9 protein-coding genes and 3 pseudogenes are annotated in these 24,900 nt (G+C 34.2%); 4 read left to right on the top strand and 8 right to left on the bottom strand.

Annotated elements, in window-relative coordinates; all coding sequences use genetic code 11:
- Positions 1-477: pseudogene (locus BU804_RS08080) on the top strand (hypothetical protein); the annotation flags it as partial.
- Positions 478-1,031: 554 nt separating this feature from the next.
- Positions 1,032-1,163 (top strand): annotated as a pseudogene (locus tag BU804_RS17700) (transposase); the annotation flags it as partial.
- A gap of 130 nt (positions 1,164-1,293) precedes the next feature.
- Here the strand turns inward: BU804_RS17700 and recD are convergent.
- The 5 genes from recD to BU804_RS08110 all read right to left on the bottom strand — a co-directional run bounded on the left by recD (position 1,294) and on the right by BU804_RS08110 (position 13,737).
- Entirely contained in the window at positions 1,294-3,153 is a 1,860-nt protein-coding gene (gene recD / locus BU804_RS08090; RefSeq protein ID WP_079988665.1) for an exodeoxyribonuclease V subunit alpha, read from the bottom strand.
- Between the two features lie 5 nt (positions 3,154-3,158).
- Complete coding sequence (locus BU804_RS08095) at positions 3,159-6,674, bottom strand: UvrD-helicase domain-containing protein (protein WP_075883665.1); 3,516 nt, start codon at positions 6,672-6,674, stop codon at positions 3,159-3,161.
- Positions 6,671-10,156: an exodeoxyribonuclease V subunit gamma gene (locus BU804_RS08100; RefSeq protein WP_075883666.1), complete on the bottom strand. Its 3,486-nt coding sequence runs from the start codon at positions 10,154-10,156 to the stop codon at positions 6,671-6,673. Before BU804_RS08100 ends, BU804_RS08095 begins: the two co-directional genes overlap by 4 nt.
- Positions 10,157-11,052: 896 nt before the next feature.
- On the bottom strand, positions 11,053-13,248 hold the full coding sequence (locus BU804_RS08105) for a BTB/POZ domain-containing protein (RefSeq protein ID WP_075883667.1): 2,196 nt from the start codon (positions 13,246-13,248) through the stop codon (positions 11,053-11,055).
- Positions 13,249-13,530: 282 nt separating this feature from the next.
- On the bottom strand, positions 13,531-13,737 hold the full coding sequence (locus BU804_RS08110; RefSeq protein ID WP_075883668.1) for a hypothetical protein: 207 nt from the start codon (positions 13,735-13,737) through the stop codon (positions 13,531-13,533).
- 725 nt (positions 13,738-14,462) lie between these two features.
- Here BU804_RS08110 and BU804_RS08115 point away from each other — a divergent pair.
- Positions 14,463-16,259 carry an MFS transporter gene (locus BU804_RS08115; protein ID WP_075883669.1) on the top strand — a complete coding sequence of 599 codons (1,797 nt, stop codon included), beginning with the start codon at positions 14,463-14,465 and terminating at the stop codon, positions 16,257-16,259.
- A 1,095-nt stretch (positions 16,260-17,354) separates the two neighbouring features.
- A complete protein-coding gene (locus tag BU804_RS08120; RefSeq protein WP_075883670.1) occupies positions 17,355-19,751 on the top strand; it encodes a phosphoketolase family protein in 2,397 nt (798 codons plus the stop codon).
- A gap of 66 nt (positions 19,752-19,817) precedes the next feature.
- Here BU804_RS08120 and BU804_RS08125 read toward each other — a convergent pair whose 3' ends face one another.
- From BU804_RS08125 to BU804_RS12215, 3 genes and pseudogenes are all read right to left on the bottom strand, one after another.
- On the bottom strand, positions 19,818-21,266 hold the full coding sequence (locus BU804_RS08125) for a hypothetical protein (RefSeq protein WP_075883671.1): 1,449 nt from the start codon (positions 21,264-21,266) through the stop codon (positions 19,818-19,820).
- A 383-nt stretch (positions 21,267-21,649) separates the two neighbouring features.
- Complete coding sequence (locus BU804_RS08130; RefSeq protein WP_075883672.1) at positions 21,650-24,607, bottom strand: hypothetical protein; 2,958 nt, start codon at positions 24,605-24,607, stop codon at positions 21,650-21,652.
- A gap of 174 nt (positions 24,608-24,781) precedes the next feature.
- Positions 24,782-24,900, bottom strand: a pseudogene (locus tag BU804_RS12215) (IS982 family transposase); the annotation flags it as partial.

Consider the following 24,900-nt stretch of genomic DNA (forward strand, 5'->3'; position numbering starts at 1 on the left):
AGCAGGTACAATAATTTCAGCGATGCTGGATTAGCCCATTTGACATCTTTAACGGGTTTGCAGTATTTAAATCTGAGTGGATGCTATAAACTTACTGATGCTGGACTAGTCCATTTGACACCCTTAACCGCTTTGCAGTATTTAGACCTAAGTTGGTGCAAAAATCTCACTGATGAGGGATTAGTCCATTTGACACCCTTAACGGGTTTGCAGTATCTAAATCTAAGTAGGTGCGAGAATCTCACCGATGCGGGATTAGCGCATTTAACACCCTTAACGGCTTTACAGCATCTAGATTTAAGCGATTGTAAGAAACTCACCGATGAGGGATTAGCACATTTAACACCCTTAACGGCTTTGCAGCATCTAAATCTAAGGGGATGTGACAAAGTCACGCATGCGGGGTTAGCTCGCTTTAAAACTTTAGCCACTTCACTCAATCTAATAATAGAAAGAGACACCTGGCGGCTAAAATAAAAGAATACTTTGTCCTAAGAAGTAAAGGATAAAAATTTTATTAAAGTTACACCAGTTTAACGTAAGCCATCTTCCGGCTATATTCTGAGGGATCTTTGTTGAAAAAAAGGCCTCTTTTCTGTTAGAAAATTTTGTTTTCCAGAGCAAAAACTAAGCAAAGAGGCTAAAATGAACGAGATAGAGATGATCAAACTGTTTTGTCTTGTGAATAATTTTTCTAATAGATTTCACCAAATGTGTTTCCAAAAACAAATGGAGTATACGAAAAGAAAAATCCGCAAAAAAACTTTTAGAACATCCTTAAATGAAGTGCTAACGATTTTGCTTCTCTTTCATCGTTCCAATTACAGAACATTCAAATACTTCTACTTAAGCCATGTAAAAACAACTTTAAAATATTTATTCCCTAATCTTGTTGGGTACTCAAGGTTTTTTCAACTAACCTCTGAAGCATTTTTTCCTATGTTTTGCTTGATCCAAGGACATCTAAGGTAACTGTGAAGGGATTTTATTGATAGACGCTACAGGATTAACGGTTTGCCCGCGTCAAACGTGCCTCTTCCCATCGTATCTTTAAAGAGCAAGCTAAATGGGGAAAAACAACCATCGGTTGGTTCTTTGGGTTTAAGCTCCATCTTGTGATTAATCATCATGCAAAAGTCGATGGAAGTTTCTTAGCAATCTGATGGCAAATCTTGCTAATTATTGCTTGAATCTATCCAAGCCTAGACTGTTCTTTTCAAATACAGAAATCGAAGCTGCTAGGCTCCTAGAATGTTTTTGAGGGTTCCTTACGTTAAAATGGCGTTAACTTGACTAAATAAATTTTTCCAGGCGAGTTTGAATCCCAGATAAGCGAAAACTTTGTTGAGAAATTGTTTTTTCGATTGTGAAATCAGTTCCCCACACCTCAATATGTTTACGAGCCCTCGTAACGCCAGTATAAAAAACTTCTCTACCAAAACATTCCGATCCTTCAGGTAACATTAAAATGACTCTCTCGAATTCGCTGCCCTGACTCTTATGGACAGATAAGCAATAAGCTAATTCATACTTAGGAAGCAAAAAAGCGGGTAAACAACGCATGTTTTCTCCCTCATCTTTAGAAGGGAATAAAGCATAATCTTCGCTCGCTATTGATTTTAAAGGTAGTTTTCGAATTAACACACCAGTTTCGCCATTGAACAAATTTTGTTTGTAATCATTCGTGACAATAATAATAGGAATGGCTAACCACCCTGGTGATAGTTTTATTTGGCTTATATGATTCCAAATGAGTTGATTAATACTATCTACTCCAAAATACCCTTTTCGCATAGGTGATAAAATACGAATGGTATTAAAAAGTTCTAATATTTTTTGATTATCTTGAACCTTTATAGATAAAGGAAAATGATTCATAACGTGCTGGACAAATTCTTTTTGCGCTTCTCTTCTATCTGGAGACAAATTTAAACGAGAAATCCCAGCAATCTGTGTTTCGTTAAGCATGCTCAATGTTTCTTGACCCTTTCCTTGATTAATATAATGCGCTAATGAAACAATAGAGCTTAATTCTGTGCGTAAACAAACTTTCAGTTCTGTACAGGGAATTTTTGTTTTTAATTTCGTCAAATCAGCAAATAAACTTCCTGCTTCTACAGACGGTAATTGATGCTGATCACCGAGTAAAATTAGTCGCGAGCCTTTTTTTAAAGCTTCAAATAAATAAGCCATCATTTTGACATCGATCATTGAACTTTCATCTACAATAATCAAATCCGCTGCTAATCTTATATCTGATTCATTTCTTGAGCGATTATTAATTCCCAATAATTGATGCAAAGTTTTTGCTTTTAAAGGAGGAAAGTCTTTTAACTGCGCGGTGACTAAACTCAAACTTTTTTGTAAATTTGCAGCAGCTTTACCCGTCGGTGCTGCTAAAGCAATTTGGCAGTTTTTTTTCTGACATTCTTTTAAACTATCCCAATAAATTTGAATAAAACGGCCAGCCGTAAAAGTTTTTCCAGTCCCAGGTCCACCAGTAATAAGTGAAAGAGACGATAAGCATCCTGTTAAAATTGCTTGAGCTTGTTCCAATAATAATTTTTTTTCCAACACACATTCATTAAGGTGTTGCTCAAGAACAATTCGATTTAATTCAAGCGTTGGGGATGTTTGTAAATGTTTTTTTAAATTTTTTAGAAAAACTGTTTCCAAAACCCAATGTTTTTGCAAATAAAAATTGCCTTTATGAATACATATGGGAGTATTCGGATAAACAGAATTTTCAAGACTATCCATAGCTGTCACAAAATTAACCGGAATATTTTCTGCCCCCTGCAAAATTGAATGGGTTAAATTCTCTAACTCTTCATTAGATAACGGTGCTGCCGCTTCATTCATCCAAAGTTGTTTTACCGTAGGAAATAAAGTCTGATCCTTGATTTCCACGCATAAATGCCCCTCTTGAGCAGCCATCAAAAGATGGCAAATAAACAATACAAGGTTTTGATTGATCCATTGACCTTTAATAAGTTCTAAAGTTAAAAGATAGTTTAAATAAGAAAGTTGATTTTTACTTAATAACTGATTAACGAAGGGCCAATTCGGTAAGTCTTGAGCTCTTTTTGTGCCCAACCAAGGAGCTAACTTATATGATTCTAAAAAATTTTGCTTTGCGAATCCTCTTTCCATTACCCTCACTCGTAATTTTTAGGCGAGAAAATTTTTATTAGATCCTGCGCGTCACAAAAATAAATTCCTGATTGTTTGTTAGATTGGATTCCTCTTAAAAATAAGTAAAAAAATCCACCAAAGCATTCTTCAAATGATCGTGTTTCCACCAATTTTAAATATCGTTTCAGTGCTTCAGTATAAATTTTAGCTTGTACGAAATAATTATGGTCCAACATAGCTTGATGTAAATGAAAAAAATCATAACACTCGTTTGATGATCCAAGCCAATTACTTTTCCAATCGACAATATAATATTTACCTTTATGAACAAAAATCAAATCAATAAAACCTTTAATTAATCCTTGCCCTTCTACCAATCCCTCTATTGCTAAATCACTTTCATACGGAAAAAGAAAAGTCATTTCACGAACCAATTTCGATGGCTCAATATCCGCTAAACAAAAGGGGGAAGAATGAACGCCTAAATCTACATTCAGGGCTTGATAGACTAGTGCAGCTAAAACATTTTCCCAAGGTCGGTACATTTCATTTTGAATCCATGGACGAATCAAAGGAAGAGTTTCAACAGCTAAGTTTACCCCTTTAAAATTACGAAACGAAATTTTTTCTAATAGCTCATGAATAAGAATACCTGTTTCACTGCTTGCTGGTAAGGTATGTTCAGTTTTAATAGGATTGTTGAAATCGTGAGGAGGAATCTGCGATAGTGAAAAAGAAGAGAGTCGATTTAAGCTTGAAAACGAACTCATTAATAAGGGTGTTGTTAAAATAGAAATAGACTTAGGTGGCTCAAGATCAATAAAGGGAACAGAATCCTTCTTATTTTTTTCTAGAAAAATTTCTCTGTGAATCGAATAGGTCATGTTATTTCGAGAACCTACTTCTTCCACGAATTTAATAAAACTTTGACCATTGAAATGTCGGATGCGGTCATAAAGGATCTCATAACTACACTCAGCCTGTCCAAGTCTACCTAAAAGAAGATCTAAAGGAGATGCCTCACCATATTTAATTTGCTCAGAAGGAATATGGAGACTTACTGGAATATAAAGCTGATATTTTGCGCGCGTCATGGCAACATAAAGTTGCCTCATTTTTTCCGCGTCAATTTCTTCGCAATAGTGAAGTCGCTGTTCACTTGATTCTTCTAAAGGAATTAAAACAAATTTGCCTTCTTTTTCAATAGGAATCAATTCATCTTTGAAAGAATTACGTTGAATTAAACCTAAAGCAAAAACAATATCAAATTCTAAACCTTTACTCACATGTAATGTTAAGATCTTAATTCCATCTTTAGAAGGATCTTGAAACCGCTTAACTCTGGGATCTTCATTTTCATCCCATTTTTGAAATTGATCTAAAAATGGAATCAACCCTTCAGGTCCATTCCATTCATGATATTGATGATTAATGACAATTTCAGCAATTTGCTGTAAATCATGGTAAAAATCAACACCTCCCTCTTTCGCTAATAATTGTTCCAGAATAGAAAGTTTATTTTTTCCCCAGCAACTTTGTAAGAAACGATCATAAAAGATGGAGAATCCCTGCTCTATCAAAACTTGCTTTAAAGATTGGATCACTGACAAAATTGATTCTAAATTCGAAGAATCATGCAACTTTTCATGAGACCAACCAATCAAAGAATTGCCTAATAGTGTTCTAAGAGTCCCTATGCTTTGCGGATGAAGAACAGCTTTAATAAGGTCTATTAAGGCGTTCAATGCAGGTGATTCAGCTAAACTAGTCCCTCGTTGATTTAAATAAGGTAATTGATAGGAGTCAAAATATTCGGCGAGACGTAACGCTTGATAACGATCTCTTACTAAAACAGCAAATTGGCTATAGGCCAATGTTTTTTGCTTCCTTAAGCGTCTAATTTCTTGTGCAATAAAAGGAAAAAATACTTTTTGTTCTAAATCTTGTATGGTTGAATTCTTTTTATTGCTCCCATCCCCCATAAAAAAGTGAACAGCTCCTTTTTCATCCTCAAATAAACGTGTTTGATTGACAGTAGAAGCAAAAACAGGTTGATAAGTTAAATGAAAATTTGTTTTAGGAAGAGGAATAAACTTTGGAGTATGATCTGGAGAAAATAGGACATTCAAAGCATTCACTAATGCTGGTTGAGAACGATAATTTACATCAAGAGAAAAACAATGCTCATGTCCGAGTGCTTGCGCAGCTGCCAAATAAGTATAAATATCTGCTTGCCTAAAAGAATAGATCGATTGTTTAGGATCACCGACTAAATATAAATAACCTTTCCAAGTTTTATCTTGAGGAAGAAATAAACGTCGAAAAATTTGCCATTGTAAAGGATCTGTATCTTGGAATTCATCAATAATAGCCGCTTGATAAATCATTTGAATTTGTTTTAAAAAGTTCTCTTGCCCAATTGCCCAATCCATTTTTCTTAATAAATCGTCCGGGGAAAGCTTTTCCTCTTCTCTTTGATAATTGCGTAATAGCTTTTGGCAGGCTTTGGCAAGTCTAGCTATTAATATAGATTCATCCCGTGCTAAATAGACGACTCTCTCTAAAGTGTGATGCAATAAAGCTGTAAAATCTGGATAATTTAAGCGAAAGGATGCTGCAGGATTTTTAAGTAACTTCGGATCTAAAGCTAGCACCCATTCTAAACCATCGCCAATTAATTGATCAAAGTTTTCAACCGTCCACTCAGTTTGATCAAATAAAGCAACAAATCGAGAAATTTTAATTAATGTATCAGCTTTGGATTTGGCCCCTTTATAATTTCGAAAAAAGGGAGCTTGTGCTTGAAAATCTTCCATTAATAAAGAAGAATTTATGGAATAAGTTCTTTGTAAATTCTGCATGCCTTCAAGAAATTGTTGATAAATTTGTTGAAATGTAGGCAGTTCTTCAAACTCATAGCCACTTTGAATAGCTCTTAATAGTTTTTTTTGATCAGGATCATGTTTTAAAATAATTTCAAGTTGTGCAGGGCTAAAATTTTCTAAACGAATTTCTGTTCGAAAAAAATCTTGAATCACCGCTAAAATTTCTGACGGAGGAAAAGTTTCTTCCCCATAACTCGCATGAAAGCCTATATCACTTTCAATTGCATATTGCCTGAGCATGCGCGCACAAAAAGCATGTATTGTAAAAATTTGCGCTTGATCGAACTCAAACAACGCTTGCTGTAATTTTTTTTTTGCTTTTAAAACTCTTTCTATTCCTGCTTCAATGACAGCCTTTAAATAGTCCGGAGTACTTCCTAATACATTTGAATGACTTAACCATTCATTAAATACTTCTAAGGCATATTCAATATTCAATCTAATACGTAGTTTTAAATCTCGTGTCGCAGCTTTCGTAAATGTGACAACTAAGATTTTACTTAGCGGTAAAGCTTCTTGTTCCAGCTGATTTTCAATTAATAAACGGACTACAATATTTTGAATAGAAAAAGTCTTTCCTGTTCCTGCAGATGCTTCAAGTAGGTAATGTTGATGAAGAATTAACTGCCTATCTAACACATTAAAATTCTTCATGCATCTTCCCCTTTCTTCTTTTTAGGAGGATACCATAATTGAATCAAATCTCCGGCTAGTTGTTTCCCGATCTCTTGCCAAGATTCGATTAAAATTTTCGGGCAAGGTAGGTGGTCTTTATTAAAAACCCACCTTAATTCTTGATTTAAAAAAGCTCCAAAAGAATTTGAAAAGACCTGTTTCATGTAATTTTGAATTGCCTGTTCATTCCCTTCAATAAGGGAAGGAATCCAATCAGGAAAGAGCGGAGAAAAATTGCGCATAGATAATGCATAATAATTGATCAAATGCTTTAAATAAGGAATGCTATCTTTAAAAAAAGCCTTTTTGACCTCTGAAGATTTTGAAAGAATAAGGTTTCTTTCAATCGGCTCAATATTAAAAGTTGTAGCATAATTAAAAAGCAGAAATTGGGGCCATGCTTTCCAAGCATCTGAAAATCCACTTCCTTGACTTAAAACAACAAGGCCTCTTTTAGAAACAAAGGGCAATTTTCCAATTATAGAAATCTGATATTGATCAGAATACTTTAGTTGAAGAGCTGGAAGTAACCATTGATCTTTTTGAATTTGGCAAGGTTCGGAACAACTAGTACAAAATTCGATTTGAAAAAGTTCGGAGGGATTAATACCATGTTTATACAATCTTTGATGCACTTCATCTATTTCATCTTTGAAACGTTTTGTCGCAACTGTTTTGAACATCCCCAAAGGAAGTTTTCCTTCTTTATCTGCAATCTGTATCACTTTTTCAAATGGTTCCTTTAATGCAAATTGTTTGAGCTGATATTTATTTAAGGCTGATAATCCAAGTTCTTCTTGGTTTTTAATAATCCGATCTTCATAGCCCTCCAAATAAATGTCTAACCCTCTATTCAAATAAAATTTAACAGGTGAGCGAACTAACGTATTTAAAGTTTTTAAATCAATCACTGTGTGAGAAGGAAGGATATCTTCAAGAGAGTAGTTAGTTAAGGTAAATTGTTTAAGTAATCGATGAGAAGGAGTTTTATGAGTTTGGTAGTATTGTTCAGCAATTCTATAGTCGAACTGTGAGTAATTATTTAAAATAGAATTTGGTTTGAAATAGGAGACGTCAAATGCATCAAATGGATGTTTACTCACACATTGTTCAGAAATTTTTTTATTTTGAATGAGATAATATTTATCCAAATAAGTGAAAAATTCTTCAATAATCAAACTTGGTTGCAATACTTTGGAATCTTGGTAGGTGTATCCTTGGTAACTAATGATGAAAACATCTGTAACAGATTGAAGAGCCTCTAAAAATAAATAACGATCATAATCTGTGGGATTTGGGTTATAGTCAAGGTTGTCTTGCCCAACCATTAAATTCAATGAAGTATGATAGCCTGCACGAGGAAAAGCTCCTTCTTGCATTCCTAGCACTGCGATTACCTTGGCAGGAATAGAACGAAGAGGCATCATGGAACAAAATCGGATTGTTTGCAGGTGGTTTTCTCGATAAGTAATTCCTCTTTGTTGTAAAAGATTATTCAAATGAAATTTAATAGTTTGGAAAGAAAATTTTGTTTCTTTAAAAGTTTTTGCAGAATCACCTAAAAGCTTAAATTGTGATTTTAATTCTTCGTAGTCTGCTATCGACTGAGAATCTTCAAATTCACACTTAAAATAAGTGTCTAATAAACACGAGAGATAACAAGACCATTCTTCCATACACATTTGAGAGCGATCATGTAATGGCGATAAATCATCTCGTAAAGAATGCAACAATCGAATCCACCTCTCCATTAATTCTGCTTGAGAAAAATCGATTCCTTCACATGGAATAGAATCAAAAGAATGAGAATCGGCAGATTTGACAACTGTTGTTAGTCCAAGTAACAAACGAGTTAAACCAAAATTCCAGGTTCCAACTAAGCTAGAATCTACCATCTCTTTCTCACAATGATGCCTTTGAAGTAACTCATTTCGATGTAGCCAATCTTCTCCCCAACGGATGCCTGCTTGTTGAATCCATTCTTGAATGAGATAATAATCACTTTGAGTCAATTGATGACAACGTTGAAATAGACGGTGCCCAAACAGCTGTAATAATTCACTCACTTCCCAACGACTTTCACTTAACCGAATCAATTGGAAAAAACCTTGAACAATTTCACTTTGTGCTTGCATGCCCAAATCAAGAATTTGAAAATCTAATTGACTTTTTTCTAAACCAAAAACACTTTGAATGTAAGGAACGTAATCAGAAATTTGAGGAGCCATCACAATAATGTCATTGGGTTGCAAAGTAGAATCTTTTTCAAATAATTTTAAAAGATTGTGATAAAGGATTTGTATTTCACGTCGAATCGAGGGAGCAATGTGCAATTGGATTGAATCATCTTTTCGTTCAAAATTAAAAGGAGGCTTTCCTTCTGGGTTACGCATCATCAATATATCAGCTTGAATTGCATGAAGAAGAGTCAAAGGTTGCGTGGACTCTTTTAAAAAAAGATCTTCTTGAAAAAATATTTCATCATTCAATTCACTCACATGACTTGGAAGGATATAACCAGCGTGAGTAGTAGCTTGACTCTCTTCAATTTGATAAGCCATTTCTCTTCCAAGTTTTCCAAAATTAGCTAAAAGGGGATTTCGATCTCTTAAAAGTTCTTCTAATTGTAAAACTTGAGAAGCCTTTGACCCTAATTTCTGCTGCCAGTAGGTTTGCAAATATCTTGTCTCGTTATCGGAACGAATATCACTCCAAAAAACTGCACATGGAGAAAGTAAATAATAGTAAATAGGGGCAACATTCGCTAGCTTCGATAAAAATTGAAATTCAGCTTTAGAAATAAAACTGATTGAGAAAAAATGGACTTCACACTCAGGAATAAAATTGAGTGTTTTTTGAAAGGCTTTAGTCCAATAAGTCCATCCTTGATTGCCCCCAAAAAGGCTTTTCCATAAACGACTCTGCCAACCTCTATGTTCTGATTTTTCCCATTTAGAGACTAATGAATAAGCATATTTTCCATAATCTTGAAAAATTTTAGCCAAATGATAGCTCAAACCTGTCAACCGCTTTTCCATTTTACGTGTTAATTTAAGATTTTCACCCACCTGCTTAGAATTTAATTTTAAATAATAAATCAAAGTTAACCAGTCTTGTTGTTCTTCAACACTTAACCGATGATAAACTTGCAAAACAGTTAGCAATTCTTTTTCAATGGCCAAAGATAACTCTAAAAGAGAAGGTATATTTTCATTTTTTAATTGAAAATAGTGAATGAGTGTTTCAAAAGCCTGATTAAGATATAGAAATTCAATTCCAGCAGCTATTCCTAAATCAGGGTCTTGCGCCATTTTTAAAGTTAGCCATGTTTGCATGGCTGGTCCATAAACAATTACAATTCGCTTTTTGAAAGGCGTTTGTTTAAAACCGAAAAGATTATTCTTCAGCTGCTCATAGAGAATTGATAGCTGATTACTAAAAAAAACTTCTAAATCGCTCACAAAGGCTCACTTTTTGGTTTATCAACTGTTAAGGTTAGAAGTTTACATCCTTCCTTGCATACAGTTTTGTTGAATCCAACATGAAATTTTAGCAAGAACATGTGAATGTAACAAGCTTATACACCAAAACTTTAAGTTTTTTTATCTAAACGGGAAGGTTAGAAACACAGAAAAATTAACCATGCTTATGCGACTATAAATCTTGTTTTTTAAAATAAGATGTCTCTGTCTCATCTGTATAAAAATAATGGCTAGTCATAAATAGGTAGTGATTTCAAATTGCTATTGTCGTCACAGATAAACATCTTTCGAACAATTCAATAAATAGGGTTTCCTATTTTCTTTGAGAAAGATCCTATTTTTCGTATGAGACTTGCGCATCGCTGCCTGATTGGACAATGAAATCTTTCTATGTCACTTCTTTTCCCTGATTCTTCGCCAACTGGACTGTGCTGCTGCCATGGGATCATTTCATCCTAAGCTGCGAATATATCTGTGAAAAAGTAGGCTTTTTTTTAATTTTGTAGGCAGTTTTGTCATCAAAGTCTCTCCTGAAGCTTTTAACTTTTTTCATACATGATATGCTAAGATTTGGCGCGTCGTCGAATACATGAAAAGTCATAGCCACTAATCATTTTCCTGACTTCCCACAAAACTCCCTATTTCATCTCCTTCAAGGGAAACTCTTTCAAATGATTTTCGAATTCTTTCTCTACTATCAATTGAAATCATTTCAGGCCTTTTTTATTGATTTCTAATCTAGCAAAATAGGAATTCACTTTGCTCACTACGATTGCGCGTTTTACCCACTGCTCAGCACTAGAAATTTTAAAGTTTTATTTGCTGTGAAAAAGCGAATAATATTTCTGTATCTAGGAACATTGAGAGTTGTTGTACTAATGCAGAACTATATGGGGTTTAGCTACTAAGAATTTAAAATGTGCTAGTCCAGCATCGGTGAATTTATCGCATTCTCTCAGATTTAAATGCTGTAAAGCCACTAAGGGTGTCAAATGCGCTAATCCTGCATCAGTGAGATTAGTGCATTTACTCAGACCTAAGTACTGTAAAGCCCCTAAGGGTGTCAAATGCGCTAATCCATCGTCCGTGAGATTAGTGCATCCACTCAGACTTAAATACTGCAAAGCCGCTAAGGGTGTCAAATGCGCTAATCCATCGTCCGTGAGATTAGTGCATCCACTCAGACTTAAATGCTGTAAAGCCACTAAGGGTGTCAAATGCGCTAATCCTGCATCAGTGATATTAGTACCCCACATATCTAAATGCTGCAAAGCCACTAAGGGTTTCAAATGCGCTAATCCAGCATCAGTGATATTAGTACACCAGCTCAAATTTAAATGCTGTAAAGCCACTAAGGGTGTCAAATGCGCTAATCCTGCATCCGTAAGTTTACTACAAAAGCTCAGATATAAATGTTGTAAAGACACTAAGGATTTCAAATGCGCTAATCCAGCGTCCGTGAAATTAGGACACTCAACCAAACTTAAATGCGTTAAAGCCACTAAGGGTGTCAAATGCGCTAATCCTGCATCTGTAAGTTTACTACAAAAGCTCAGACCTAAATGTTGTAAAGACACTAAGGATTTCAAATGCGTTAATCCAGCGTCCGTGAGTTTACTGCATCCATTTAGAAATAAATACTGTAAAGCGACTAAGGGTGCCAAATGCGCTAATCCAGCATTGGTAAGTTTATGGCACGTGCTTAGATTTAGATGTTGCAAACCCGTTAAGGGTTTCAAATACGCTAATCCATCGTCAGTGAGATTCTCACAGTATCTTAGATTTAAATGCAGCAAACACGTTAAGTGTTTCAAATGCGCTAATCCAGCGTCTGTGAGTTTACTACAAAAGCTCAGGTCTAAATGCTGCAAAGCTACTAAGTGTTTCAAATCTGCTAATCCAGCGTCCGTGAGATTGGAACAATCAACCAAACTTAAATGCGTTAAAGCTCTTAAGTGTTTCAAATGCGCTAACCCTGCATCCGTGAGCTTTTTACAATAGCCCAAATTCAAATGCTGTAAAGCAACTAAGGGTGCCAAATGCGCTAATCCTGCATCTGTGAGCTTTTCATATCTACTTAGATTTAAATGTCGTAAAGCCACTAAGAGTGTCAAATGCGCTAGTCCAGCATCCGTGAGCTTATCGCATACACTCAGCTCTAAATGCTGCAAAGCCACTAAGGGTGCCAAATGCGCTAGTCCAGCATCCGTGAGATTAGGACACTCAGCTAAACTTAAATGCGTTAAAGCTCCTAAGAGTGTCAAATGCGCTAATCCTGCATCCGTGAGGTTATAGCATTCTTGAAGATGAAGCGCTTTTAAATTTTTACAATTTTTTAAAGTTAAAAGATGAGCATCTGTTAAGTAAGCATTCTTTGAAAAATTGAGTGCTTCTATCTCATTTGAGAATTGTTTTAAAATTTTTTCAAATTCCGTTAACTGAGAAGTCTGATTTAATAATGCGCTCACAACAGTGAATTCTAAATAGTTTTTCAAATTGTTTAATCGACATTGCTGCGCAAAATTTAAAAGCTCTTTTAATCCAACTAAACTCTCTTGATTGGAGCTAAAGGATTCAAATCTTTGTGATTTGTATCCATCAATCAGCTGTTCTTCTAAATGTTTTACCACTTCTGTTAATTCATAATAATCGGCTAGTTGAATGGAAGAAGTGATTTCTTCTAAAGGAACTTTAAAGTTAGCATCCATGACACAATTCAGCAGATGCGTAAACTCCTTTAGTGTCAAAGCGAGAGGATGTTGAAGGGTTTCTTGAAAATTTCCTGACCAAAGAGTTTTAAAATAGGGCGATTTTTCCCTTAACAAAGCTAGCTGAGAATGAGAAATAGTCAGAAAATTTCTATCACGAAAGCTCAGTTGAAATTCTTCAGATGATGGTGAAAGATCGGAAGGTTGAGTTGTTGATGAATTAACTTCTTCTATAGCAGCTAAAGGATTGACTAAGGAGTTATCTTCGTCTCCAGGAGGATCGCTAATTTCAGTAGAGCGATTGTAAGAAGAAGTCGTTGTATTGACAAGAAGATAACTATAATTTGAAGTAGGAATATTCAAAGTAACCATCCACATGAGTTAAATGAATTTTAATTCATAATTGTTTTACAGCATGATACATAGCTAAAAATTATTGCAATAGTCATGAAATAAAATAAGTAGTCATATTTTAAGAAAAAATTTAGTTTTATCAATGGAGAGCTATTAAAAATTAATTAAGAATCAACAGAGCTTAAATATAAATCTTTATTATAAAAAAAATTAAAAGATTAGATTATTGTAAAATAAATGTTTTTTAAAAGCATATCTTTGAATAAATTCAAATTTTAAAAACTATAAGGTTCAATTCAAAAAAAGTCCTAAATGTTTAAAAATGAATCTGTGAAAAAGTAGGCTTTTTTTTAATTCTGCAGGCAGTTTTGCCATCAAAGCCTCTCCTAAAGCTTTTATCCTTTTTCCTACAGGGTATGCTAAGATTTGACTGGTCGTCAAATGCATGAAAAGCCATAGGCACTGATCATTTTTCTGACTCTTCACAAAACTTCCCATTCCATCTCCTTCAAGCACACTGAAAAGTTTGCTCCATGAACTCTAAGTAGCCAAGGCATGCTGACATCAAATATTCTGTAAATCCCTTTTAGAGAAATTCTTTCAAGAAATCTTCGAATCCGTCCTTTACTTTCTTTCGAAATGTTTTTATTTTGAGGGTTCTCAACGAAATGCTTGCGACATGCAAGACATACTTATTTTTGTTTTCTGGTTTAAATCAAACCATTTTTACGCATGGAATATGAATGACAATTAAGGCAAGAAATGTCCATCGAACACTCAGCTATTAAAAAAAAATACCATGAAGCAGTCATAGAATAAAATCTTGAATCACTATCTGTTTAAGATTACCAAATAATTAGTAATAAATACTTATAAAATCTACACATTGATAATATTAATTAAAAAAAACAATTATTAAATTAAATAAATTATCAAAACATTTCAATCTATTAATAAAAAGCTTGAGCCTAATGGCTCAACCATCCATACTCTTTTAATAAAGATAAATTTTTCAAAAAAATTATTTCATTTTTCATGAGATAAAGAGCACTGTAAATTTTAATCTGAACACGCGGGTATTAGAAAAGAATTACAGGAAGAAAAGTAAGCTTTGAGCCATAGTCAATTTTTATGTTCAAGTAACAAACTAAACAAATTTGCGTTATAAGAAAAAAATTTAAGTTTTTTAATAAATATAATACAAACTTCTTAATTAAGAGTATATGCTAAACTCATTTTTACAACGATTTTCATCTTTTACTTATTTAAATGTAACCCAATTTTTAGGGGCTTTAAACGACAACATTTATAAGTTATTGATTGTTTATTTTTTCATTCAATTGGAAGGAATGGAGTATAGTCACCAGATTCTAGCCTCAACCGGTGCTACCTTTGTCATCCCTTTTTTACTATTTTCGGCGCTTTCAGGAACTTTGGCAGATCGTTTTAGCAAACGAGATATCATCGTTACAACAAAAATTTTAGAACTTGTAATTATGGCTCTTGGTGTATGCGCTTTTGCTTTTCAAAGCAAATGGGGTTCTTATGCAATTTTATTTTTATTGGCCACCCAAAGTGCGATTTTTGGCCCCTCAAAATATGGAATTGTCCCAGAACTAGTTTCTAAAGATAAAATTTCTAAAGCCAACGGTTTAATGACCTCATTTACATTCCTCGCAATCATTTTAGGCACATTTTTATCTTCTTTCCTTATTCAAATTAGTGGTCGCAATTTTATTGTTTCTTCGATTTTCTGTACCTTTATTGCTTTAGTTGGTCTTGTGGCTAGTTTTTGTATTGAACATACACCACCTGCAGGCTCCAAAAAGAAAATTCAAATTTTTTTCTTAAAACAAATTTTTCAAACCTTGAAGTTTGCCCGCCAAGAAATTTCGTTGCTTCCAGCCATTTTAGGCGCTGCTTATTTTCTTTTTGTTGGTGCATTTACTCAACTTAATATTATTCCTTTTGCTGTCCAATCTCTTCAACTTTCAGATATTCAAGGCGGCTATTTATTTTTCTTAACAGCTTTAGGAATAGGAACAGGAGCTTTGATTGCAGGCAAAATTTCTGGACGAATTGTAGAACTAGGGTTAGTTCCTATTGGAGCGCTTGGTATTTCGGTATGTGCATTTTTCTTGGATATATATTCAGAAAATATCTGGGCAGTTATTCCAATTGTGACTTTACTAGGAGTCTTTGGAGGAATTTTTGAGATTCCTCTCGACTCTTACATTCAAGTTGCTAGTCCTAAACAAATGCGAGGACAAATGGTTGCAGCTACAAATTTTTTAAGTTTTATCGGGGTTCTTTTAGCTTCTGGGTTGATTTATCTGAATTCAGAAATTTTTCAAATTTCAGCCGACAAAGGATTTAGTTTAATTGGATTTCTTACTTTCGGAATTTTTATTATCTTTATGTTTCAATTTTTTGATTATTTGACTCGCTTTATTGCCTCGATTTTATCCAAGCTGCATTTTAGTACAATATTTAAAGGCAAAGAAAATATTCCTGATTGCCCAGCAGTTTATGTTTGTACGCATACAGCCTGGAATGATACGTTACTCATTCTAGGCTCACAAAGGCGAAGGATTCGATTTTTTATTGAGCAAGAACAACACCATTCTCCTTGGTTAAGGCGTCTGTACGGACTACTTCGGGTCGTCTTTATCCCTGATATTGAACCTCTCGAAAAGAACCAAGCTTGTTTAACTGAGATTCGCAATACTCTTAAAAAAGGGATCTCGGTGTGTATTTTTGTTCAAAGTTGGGATATTTATTCTGAGGTAGAAAAGCTCAATCACTCTACTCCTTTTAACCACATTATCGAAGAAGCTAATTATCCTATCATTCCAGTTTACATTCAAAAAGGAATTAAATCTCCTCGTTTCCAATTTTTAACAAATTCATTAAAAAAATTCAGGGTACCGGCTTCTGTCGTTTTTGGGGATTTAATTTACACAGGGCATCAATCTATTTTAAAAAGTAAACATGAGCACGACCTCTATTTTGAAGATTGATTGCCTGGATTGTTTAGCTTGAGCCTGGGAAGCATGAAGCAAAAGATAGGACGGGGAAAGAATAAGCTTTCGAAAACTTCTTCGTGCTAAAAGATTTAGTTTAAATATTTTTAAATATAAAACGGTCATCTTTTAAATTTTATGCAATGTATGAAAATTTATATTTTAAACTTTTTTCCTACATTTTTTTGCGAATTTTTTTTACTTACCTCTCATGGCTCAAAGCTACCAAAATGCATTTAATCACTCTCATCTAGCGAAATCGATAAATACCTGGCTTCCCTTCTATCTGCCTCTTTTAATTTAAATGAAAATTCAAAATGGAAGTGCGAAGATTCACCTTCTCAAACACTTTCAATAAAAAATAACAGCGGATTTTGAGTAAAAGGAAGAAATAATAAAATTCGAATAGCAGGAAATAATATTCAAGTTAATCCACGTCTTTTTTAGCCCACTCTAATCATTTTCTAATCTTTCGCATTAGACGTGCTAGAGTTATTTTAGAGGGATCTATCCGAACTTACTTTGCTTCTTTATTTATCCTTGAATTTTTTTAACCACAACTTTTTTTTCATTTCGAAGGCTTATTATATTATTCAGTTGTTTATAAACAAAAAAATTGAATAAAGGACAGGTTTTTTAATGAAAAAGGAAGAAAATTAGAGAAGAATTTACAAAAAGAATTCGTAGCAAGATGAGTTTATGCTTCTTTATTGGATACAAAAGAAACATTTGAATAATTTTTATTGGTGAAAAGTTTTAAGAATACCGAAAGATCTTAATCTTTACCTCAACCCTTTTATGGCATTTAAAATTAATGGGTAGACACAAAATTCCTGAGAGACCTGCCATTATTTCTCGTCTATAAACTATTTTTTTAATTCTATTTGAATTACAAAGCTAATTAACCAGAGTTTGGAAGATTTTCATGAAACTTGGTTTTTACTAATAACGAATCGTTTTTTTGAGCGTGAAAGCAAAATTTTAACTTCCAAAAGAAAATTTATAAATCTCGATAATCAGTAACTCATTCATTTTGTTTTCCATCTACTCTTCATCCGCTGTTAAGATTAATAGCTAACCATGAGGTTTGTCATGATAACAAAATTGCCCCCTAATAGTGAATCTAACAATAGTTTATCTGACGAACTATTAGAAAAAATAAATGCCTATTGGAGAGCTGCTAATTATTTGTCTGTCGGGCAAATTTATTTGCTCGATAATCCCTTACTAAAAAAACCACTCTCTATTAAAGATATTAAACCTCGTTTACTTGGGCACTGGGGAACAACACCAGGATTAAATTTTATTTATGTGCATCTCAATCGAATTATCAAAAAATTTGATTTAGATATGATTTATTTGATCGGCCCTGGACACGGAGGACCTGGGATTGTAGCTAATACTTATTTAGAAGGAACATATAGTGAATATTATCCTCACATTTCCCAAGATGCCGAGGGAATGCAAAAATTGTTTAAACAATTTTCTTTTCCTGGAGGAATTCCAAGTCATGTAGCTCCGGAAACTCCTGGTTCAATTAATGAGGGGGGAGAACTAGGTTATTCTCTTTCTCATGCATTTGGTGCGGCTTTTAATAATCCTGATTTAATCGTAGGATGTGTTATCGGTGATGGAGAAGCTGAAACAGGCCCCTTAGCAACTGCCTGGCACTCTAATAAATTTCTCAACCCAGCGATTGATGGAGCTGTGCTTCCTATTTTGCATTTAAATGGATATAAAATTGCAAATCCCACTATTTTAGCTCGTATCAGTCAAGAAGAACTTAAAAGCTTGTTTGTAGGTTACGGTTATAAACCCTATTTTGTCGAAGGGTCAGATCCTCAATTGATGCATCGCCTCATGGCCGAAACGCTTGATATGATAATAAAAGAAATCCAGGAAATACAAACAAACGCTAGAAAAAATGGAACCGTCAAACGTCCAATTTGGCCAATGATTATTTTACGCACACCTAAAGGTTGGACAGGACCAAAAGAAGTAGATGGTAAAAAAACGGAAAATTATTGGCGATCTCACCAAGTTCCTTTTTCAGATATGAAAGAAGAACATATTAAACTTTTAGAAGAATGGTTAAAAAGCTATCGTCCGGAAGAACTTTTTGATGAAACAGGTAAATTATTCCCAATTTTAGCCGAATTAGCTCCAAAAGGCAGGCGAAGGATGGGAGACAATTCCCATGCAAATGGAGGGTTATTAAGAAAAAATTTACGGCTTCCAGATTTTCGTTCTTACCAATTAGAAGTTGTCACTCCAGGAGTGGTCGAAGCAGAGTCGACTCGTATCATGGGATCTTTCTTAAGGGATGTTTTAAAGTTAAATCCTCACAACTTTCTTGTAACTGGTCCTGATGAAACAGCTTCAAATCGACTTACTAATTTATTCGAAGTTACGCAAAGAAGGTGGCTTGCAGAATATTTACCAGAAGACGCTGATGGGGGAAATTTATCTTTAGAAGGACGCGTATTAGAAATTTTAAGCGAGCATACTTGTTTGGGATGGTTGGAAGGATATATCTTAACAGGGCGTCACGGCTTTTTTTCTACCTACGAAGCATTTGCTCATATTATCGACTCCATGTTTAACCAACATGCTAAATGGCTGCAAACAACACTCTCAATACCTTGGCGAGCTCCTATTCCTTCAATAAACATTTTATTAAGTTCTCATGTTTGGAGACAGGATCACAACGGCTTTTCTCATCAGGATCCAGGTTTCATAGATTTAGTCATGAATAAAAAAGCTGCCGTTGTCCGCGTTTATCTTCCCCCTGATTCTAACACTCTTTTATCGGTAACAGATCATTGCCTAAGAAGTCTAAATTATATCAATGTGATTGTCGCTGGAAAACAACCAGCTTTACAATATCTAAGTATGGAAGCAGCAATCAAACATTGTACAGCAGGCATAGGAATTTGGGAATGGGCTAGCAATGATAAAGGAGGGGAACCAGATGTTGTTCTCGCTTGTGCAGGAGATATTCCAACTCTAGAAATTTTGGCCGCCGTTGATATTTTACGACAAAGCATTCCCACTTTAAAAATTCGAGTGATTAATGTTGTGGATTTAATGACTTTACAACCCAAAGAAGAGCATCCTCATGGTCTTTCTAATACAGATTTTGATGAAATGTTCACGACCAATAAGCCTATTATTTTTGCTTATCATGGTTATCCTTGGCTCATTCATCGTTTAACTTATCGACGTTCAAACCATTCTAATATTCATGTCAGAGGTTATAAAGAAGAAGGAACAACGACAACCCCATTTGATATGGTCGTATTGAATGAAGTTGATAGATTTCATTTAGTAGGCGATGTAATTGATCGAGTCCCAAAACTTGGATATTTAGCGGCGTATACTAAACAAGAGATGCGTCATAAATTGATCGAACATAAAGAATATATTCATCAATTTGGAGAAGATATGCCTTCAGTAAAAAATTGGAAGTGGCCTTACGGCAAAGAATGAGAGGGATTTAGAATAAAAATTTCAAAAACCTCTCTTCCAAGAAAGGTTTTTGAAACAATTAGGTCATTAAAAAGCGTAAATTGCCTCTAATTCAAAATCTGAATAACTATGACGTCCACCTATTCTACTGTCTTCTGCTCGACTAAACTCATAGATTGTGTCGATAGAAAAGTTATCTGTAATGGCGTATAAAAATTCAAATCTCCACCCCTTAAAATTGGCATTACCACGTGCAGGATAATAATAACCATTTTGCAAGGAGTAATCACTTGTAGAAGGTAAATGACTGGTTTCTATATAATCTGCAAAGTCTTCATTAGCAAGATTTCCACGTCCGATACTTCCTACATCAAAATCAGAAACAGCTTGTGCTTGTACGTAAATATATTCTATATCAAGAGCCCAGTCACCTTCTTTGTGTACCTGTCCAATATAAACTCCTCCATAAGCAGCTAAGTTCTTTTTCTTATGACGAGTAATTGCTTTTGCTTTTGCTGCATGGTTGATTAAAAAACCACCATAGAATTCTACTGGAACTTTTTTACAGTAAATTTCAGGCTCAATTGTGTAAGCAAAACTAATTTGAGAATTAGTAAATTGAGTTCCTAATGGATTATGAAAGTGGCATCTATTGATTCCAGACTTTTTCCAATCAATAAAAGAATAACGAAGATCCAACCCTGTATCAAAAAGATTTAAAATCCCAATTTCTGTCACATAGCCAAAATGATTGACTCTTTCGTCGACCACAAAAGCGGCTCCTTCCCAATACCAATCCATCACTTCATCGATTGCACTTGCAAATTTCAATAAAATACCATCAAAACGGCTAGAAAATTGAACTTCTGAATCAAAGACATCATCTAATTTGCGACGTCCAATTTCCATATCAAATCGATGCTTACCATCTGCATAAACATTATAACCAATATAAGCACGTTTCAAGTTAATCAAATTCGATTCTCCACTTCCTTTTCCGCAACATTGCATATTGCGAGGGACTGATTTGATCACTTCACTTCCGTGTTTATTATAAATAGGGAAATTCCCAGAACAATCGTTACGTCCTCTTAAACCAGCTGGATTGTCAAATTGAAGATGTGCTTGAGCCCAAGATCTGCCAAACGAATATTTTAATTTGAAATTAAATTCGACATCAAAGTCATTATGAGAAATCGGTAATCCTCTTGCATCGATATGAGAACCACCACGTAAACTTCTGTAATTTTCATAAAACTGAGAATTATAAGATTTACGAGAGTCATCCGCGTATAAAGCAATTCCTTTCTCTCGGATTGAACGCCATTCAAAGCGGATATCGCCACTAATATCTAAATTGTTGGATTTCTTTTTTACATCAATATTGTCTTTAGATTGTACAAACTCTCTTAGAGATTGATCATCGTTTTCTTTTAATTGACGCTCAAAAGAGGTTTCTTGTTGCTGAGCAAAGATAGACGCAGATGTAAACCCTGCTGCCATCAAAATAGGCATCAGATACTTTACAAGTTTCATATTGGCTCCATTTTATGTTTTTAGGAATATAGTCGAAGATTCCAATTAGTTTTTTCTTTAAGAAAATTTATGAAATTGAAGAGATGAATAAGAAGAAAAGAAAATTCATTATTTAACGTTAATTCACAAATTTTTGCTGATATCTTTAAATTTTTAGAAGTAAAAGTCAATAGTAACTTATCCGAGAAATAGACATGAATAGATTAAGCATCTCTATGCTAATAATTTATAATAATTCAATTTGAAATATCATTGCCTTTTTTTAAAAATTTGGTGGGGAAATAATTTTGATTATAATTAGAGTTTTGCAAACAAAATTAAATTAATTCTATCTTACATATTTTTATTATAATTTTTTGTAATACAAACTATACATAGGAAAGTTAAACTTGTCCATATTCGGTCGGCTTTATATAAATCCCCCATTTTAGATCTGTACGGGCTCCATTTACCCACTCTTTCCAAATAGACATCGGATATCCAATAGAACCTGTATAATCAACTCGCCACAATTCTAAACGCCCCGTACCAGGATTCACAACAAACCCAAATTCATCTTTCACCCAATTTGTATCTGCAAAAATAATGGGAGCTGGCATAGCAAAACCAAGTTTTTGACAAGTAAGACTAATATGCCAATGATAATCGATTGAAAAAGTTGTTTGCATTTCAGAAAGACAAATCAATGCTTTACAAATATCTTGCAACTGATTAGCACTTATGACGTACTGAGATTTAGATAAAGAAATTTGATCAAAGTGGCTCAAAATTTCATCTGCTTTTGAGGAAGTTATGCCTGGTAAAAGAATTAAAATTTGATAAATTTTTTCTTTCAGCTCATAAATTGAAAAATAAGGAAGTCTAGAATATAAAAGACTATCCAATTCGTCTGCTGATAAGATGGATTTTTTACCGATACTTAATCCTCTATCTTGTTGCAAAGTATCTACAATAATTTCTCTAAAATATAGGGGATTTAAAGGTCCTGTCAAATTCTGAAAAACAGCTTTAAAACGAGGTTGAAAATTTTCCGGAATCTTTTCTATTAATTCTTGTAAAAATGAATGGATCATATTGTGATCTAAAACAATTTTTTCAATAAAAAATTCAGCCGGTTTGATAAATTTATCTCGAACGGATGTATACGTAAATTCATCACCTATCCAAGCATCCTTAAAAGGAGTTAAATTAGGTTTTAATAAAAAAGCATGTGTAGGTGATTGAATTAGCATAGATTGCCGCCTTCCTTCTAAGTAAGGCTCCATCTGCTTTCGTGGAATATGCTTTAAAGTATCGGCAAAAAAAACGAGTAATTCCATTTCACTTTCCACCCATTTTGCCCCTTCTTGTGGCTTGTCTTCTATTCGATAATAACAGCTAACAAGCGTATTCATCGTTCCTCCAGAAGTATAAACCCAAGGTTTTTTTTCTATTTGGTCTAAATGCTCAAGAGGATTTTGAGGAATTGGCATACGATGAGCTGCTGCCATGCGATAAAAAGCTGTTTCTAAAAACTCTTTAGTTTTTATGTGATTAACAATAGCTGTAACAACTTCACCAAAATCTTTATCTAATCCTAAATTTTGTAACATGGAGGCAATTTGAGGTTCTGTCGCGACAAAAAAAGATGTTAATGAATCAATAAAATCTGTTTGATTTTTGATTCTTGTCCATTGCGAAGAATTGCTTCTTCCGTGCTTATAAAGCAACCTGAATCCTGCAGGACTATCGTCAAAAGGACCTGTCGACACTTCTTGCATATCTGCATCGTAAACTTCTTGGAAATACTCCCTAAACAACTCTAAATAGATTTTATAAAGAGATTCATAAAGATTAACTAAAGCAGAAGCGCGCTGATGAGCATCGTCTCGTTGGTCTTGGATAAAATATAATTCATTAGCTCTATTTTGATATTCCATTTTCAACCACTGAGCTTCTTTTTCACTGGCGTGTCTAATGCGTGATTCTAAAGTTTTGACATGAGTATACATCATTTCATACTCATATTGAGCATCTTGAACAAGTTTATTTGCTTGATCTAGTTTGTATTGAATTTGCTCTTGGATACAATGTCCAATTCCTCCTTGCTCGTGGGAACCCATTCCTAAACTGGCATACAAATTCCAAGTCGTAAACTCTAATTTAGTTTCGGAGAAAGAAGCTAAAGTAAATTCCCAAGTTTTTAGTAAAGCATTATCAGCTAAAGATTTAAAAGCATTTTTACCTATTTCAAACAAATAAAGAAAATTAGCACATTTTTCTCCAATTCCTCCTGTCTGTTTACCAATAGCAGGTATTTGCATTAAATTACTTTGAATCATGCCTCTAGGACGCTCTTCGTAATCTTTAATTTGTTGTTCTGAAAGGCCTATAGTCTGCCTTAAAATAGTTCTTAAGATCTCTTCTGCTGTCACTACACAATAATTAGTATGACGCGAATGTTGTAAAATGATTGGATCAATCCAATCTTTAAGCCTTTTGATTTTATCTTTAAGCCTTTCATTTTTTTGAAGTAATCCAACAGCTTCAAAAGCGACTATTAATCCAGGAGAATACCAAATCTCAGGCGAGATTTTTTTAGAAGAGATAGAAAGGAGCAAAGGTTTTTTTAAATCCCCACTTCCCCAACTTGCACTAATGGGGACTGAATATTCTGCTCCCCCAAATGTACGTTTTAAACGACCCGTCGCGAGTAAATCGGTCATATCTTGCAAAAATTGCTCGGGCTGTTCATTTTGAATAATTTCAGCCGGTGCGGTTGCAAAACAAGATCCAACATTTTGCCTTAAATAACATAACCAGGCAGCTAAAACAGCTCTTTTTGCATGTGCATCTGTAACAACGGTTTGTGAAGGAATTTGCAACGTTTGCTTAATAATGTCTTCAGCAATTTTATTCGATAAAGGTTTTGAAATTTTTTTTAAGGATCGGCCTAGCTCTTTATTAGTTAACAAAAATTGTAAAACTTTCAAGATATGCTCTTGACGTTTAGAATCATATTGCCTGTTAGGTCCAAGAGAATATAAATGGGATTTAAATTTTTGAATAAGCGTTGGCAAGACCGCGAAATTAATTTCACCTTTGTCATCGATTAAAAGAGCGGCTAAATGGCCTGTTCGTAAAATGTTGCGAACGGAACAACTTTCTTGAATTTGCGAACGATCTAACCGTCGAGAAATTTCTTCGTATTCTTCAACTATATAAGCACAAATTTTATCCGCTGCTAATCTTTCTTGCTTTTTTTGTTTAGCGATTAAAGCAAAAATTCGTGGATAAAAAAACGGATGATTAAGAGGAGCTTTGACTAAGCTTAAAATTGTATTAATTTTTTCTTTACTCACTTTCTCACACAATAAACGTTTGATAAATCAAAAAGCAGAGAGACAAATTTGTGCATTAGCAGGGTTTTTTTGTAAATTTACAATATTTTTCTTTATATAGGAAACACTCTCACCCGAGTATTGGAAAAACTCCTAAAAATTAAATCGATCACTATTAACCTGAATTTTGGGTTTTTAGGCAGCCATTAACAATAAGCGATGCTGCTCTGCTAAGTTTATCGATGGCTTTTTAGGTTGGTGAGTATAAGCAACAATCCCAGCTAATAGATTAATTAAAAAATTTCCGGCATTTC

This window comes from Candidatus Protochlamydia sp. W-9, assembly GCF_001950615.1.
In the GTDB taxonomy this organism is placed as follows: Bacteria; Chlamydiota; Chlamydiia; order Chlamydiales; family Parachlamydiaceae; genus Protochlamydia; species Protochlamydia amoebophila.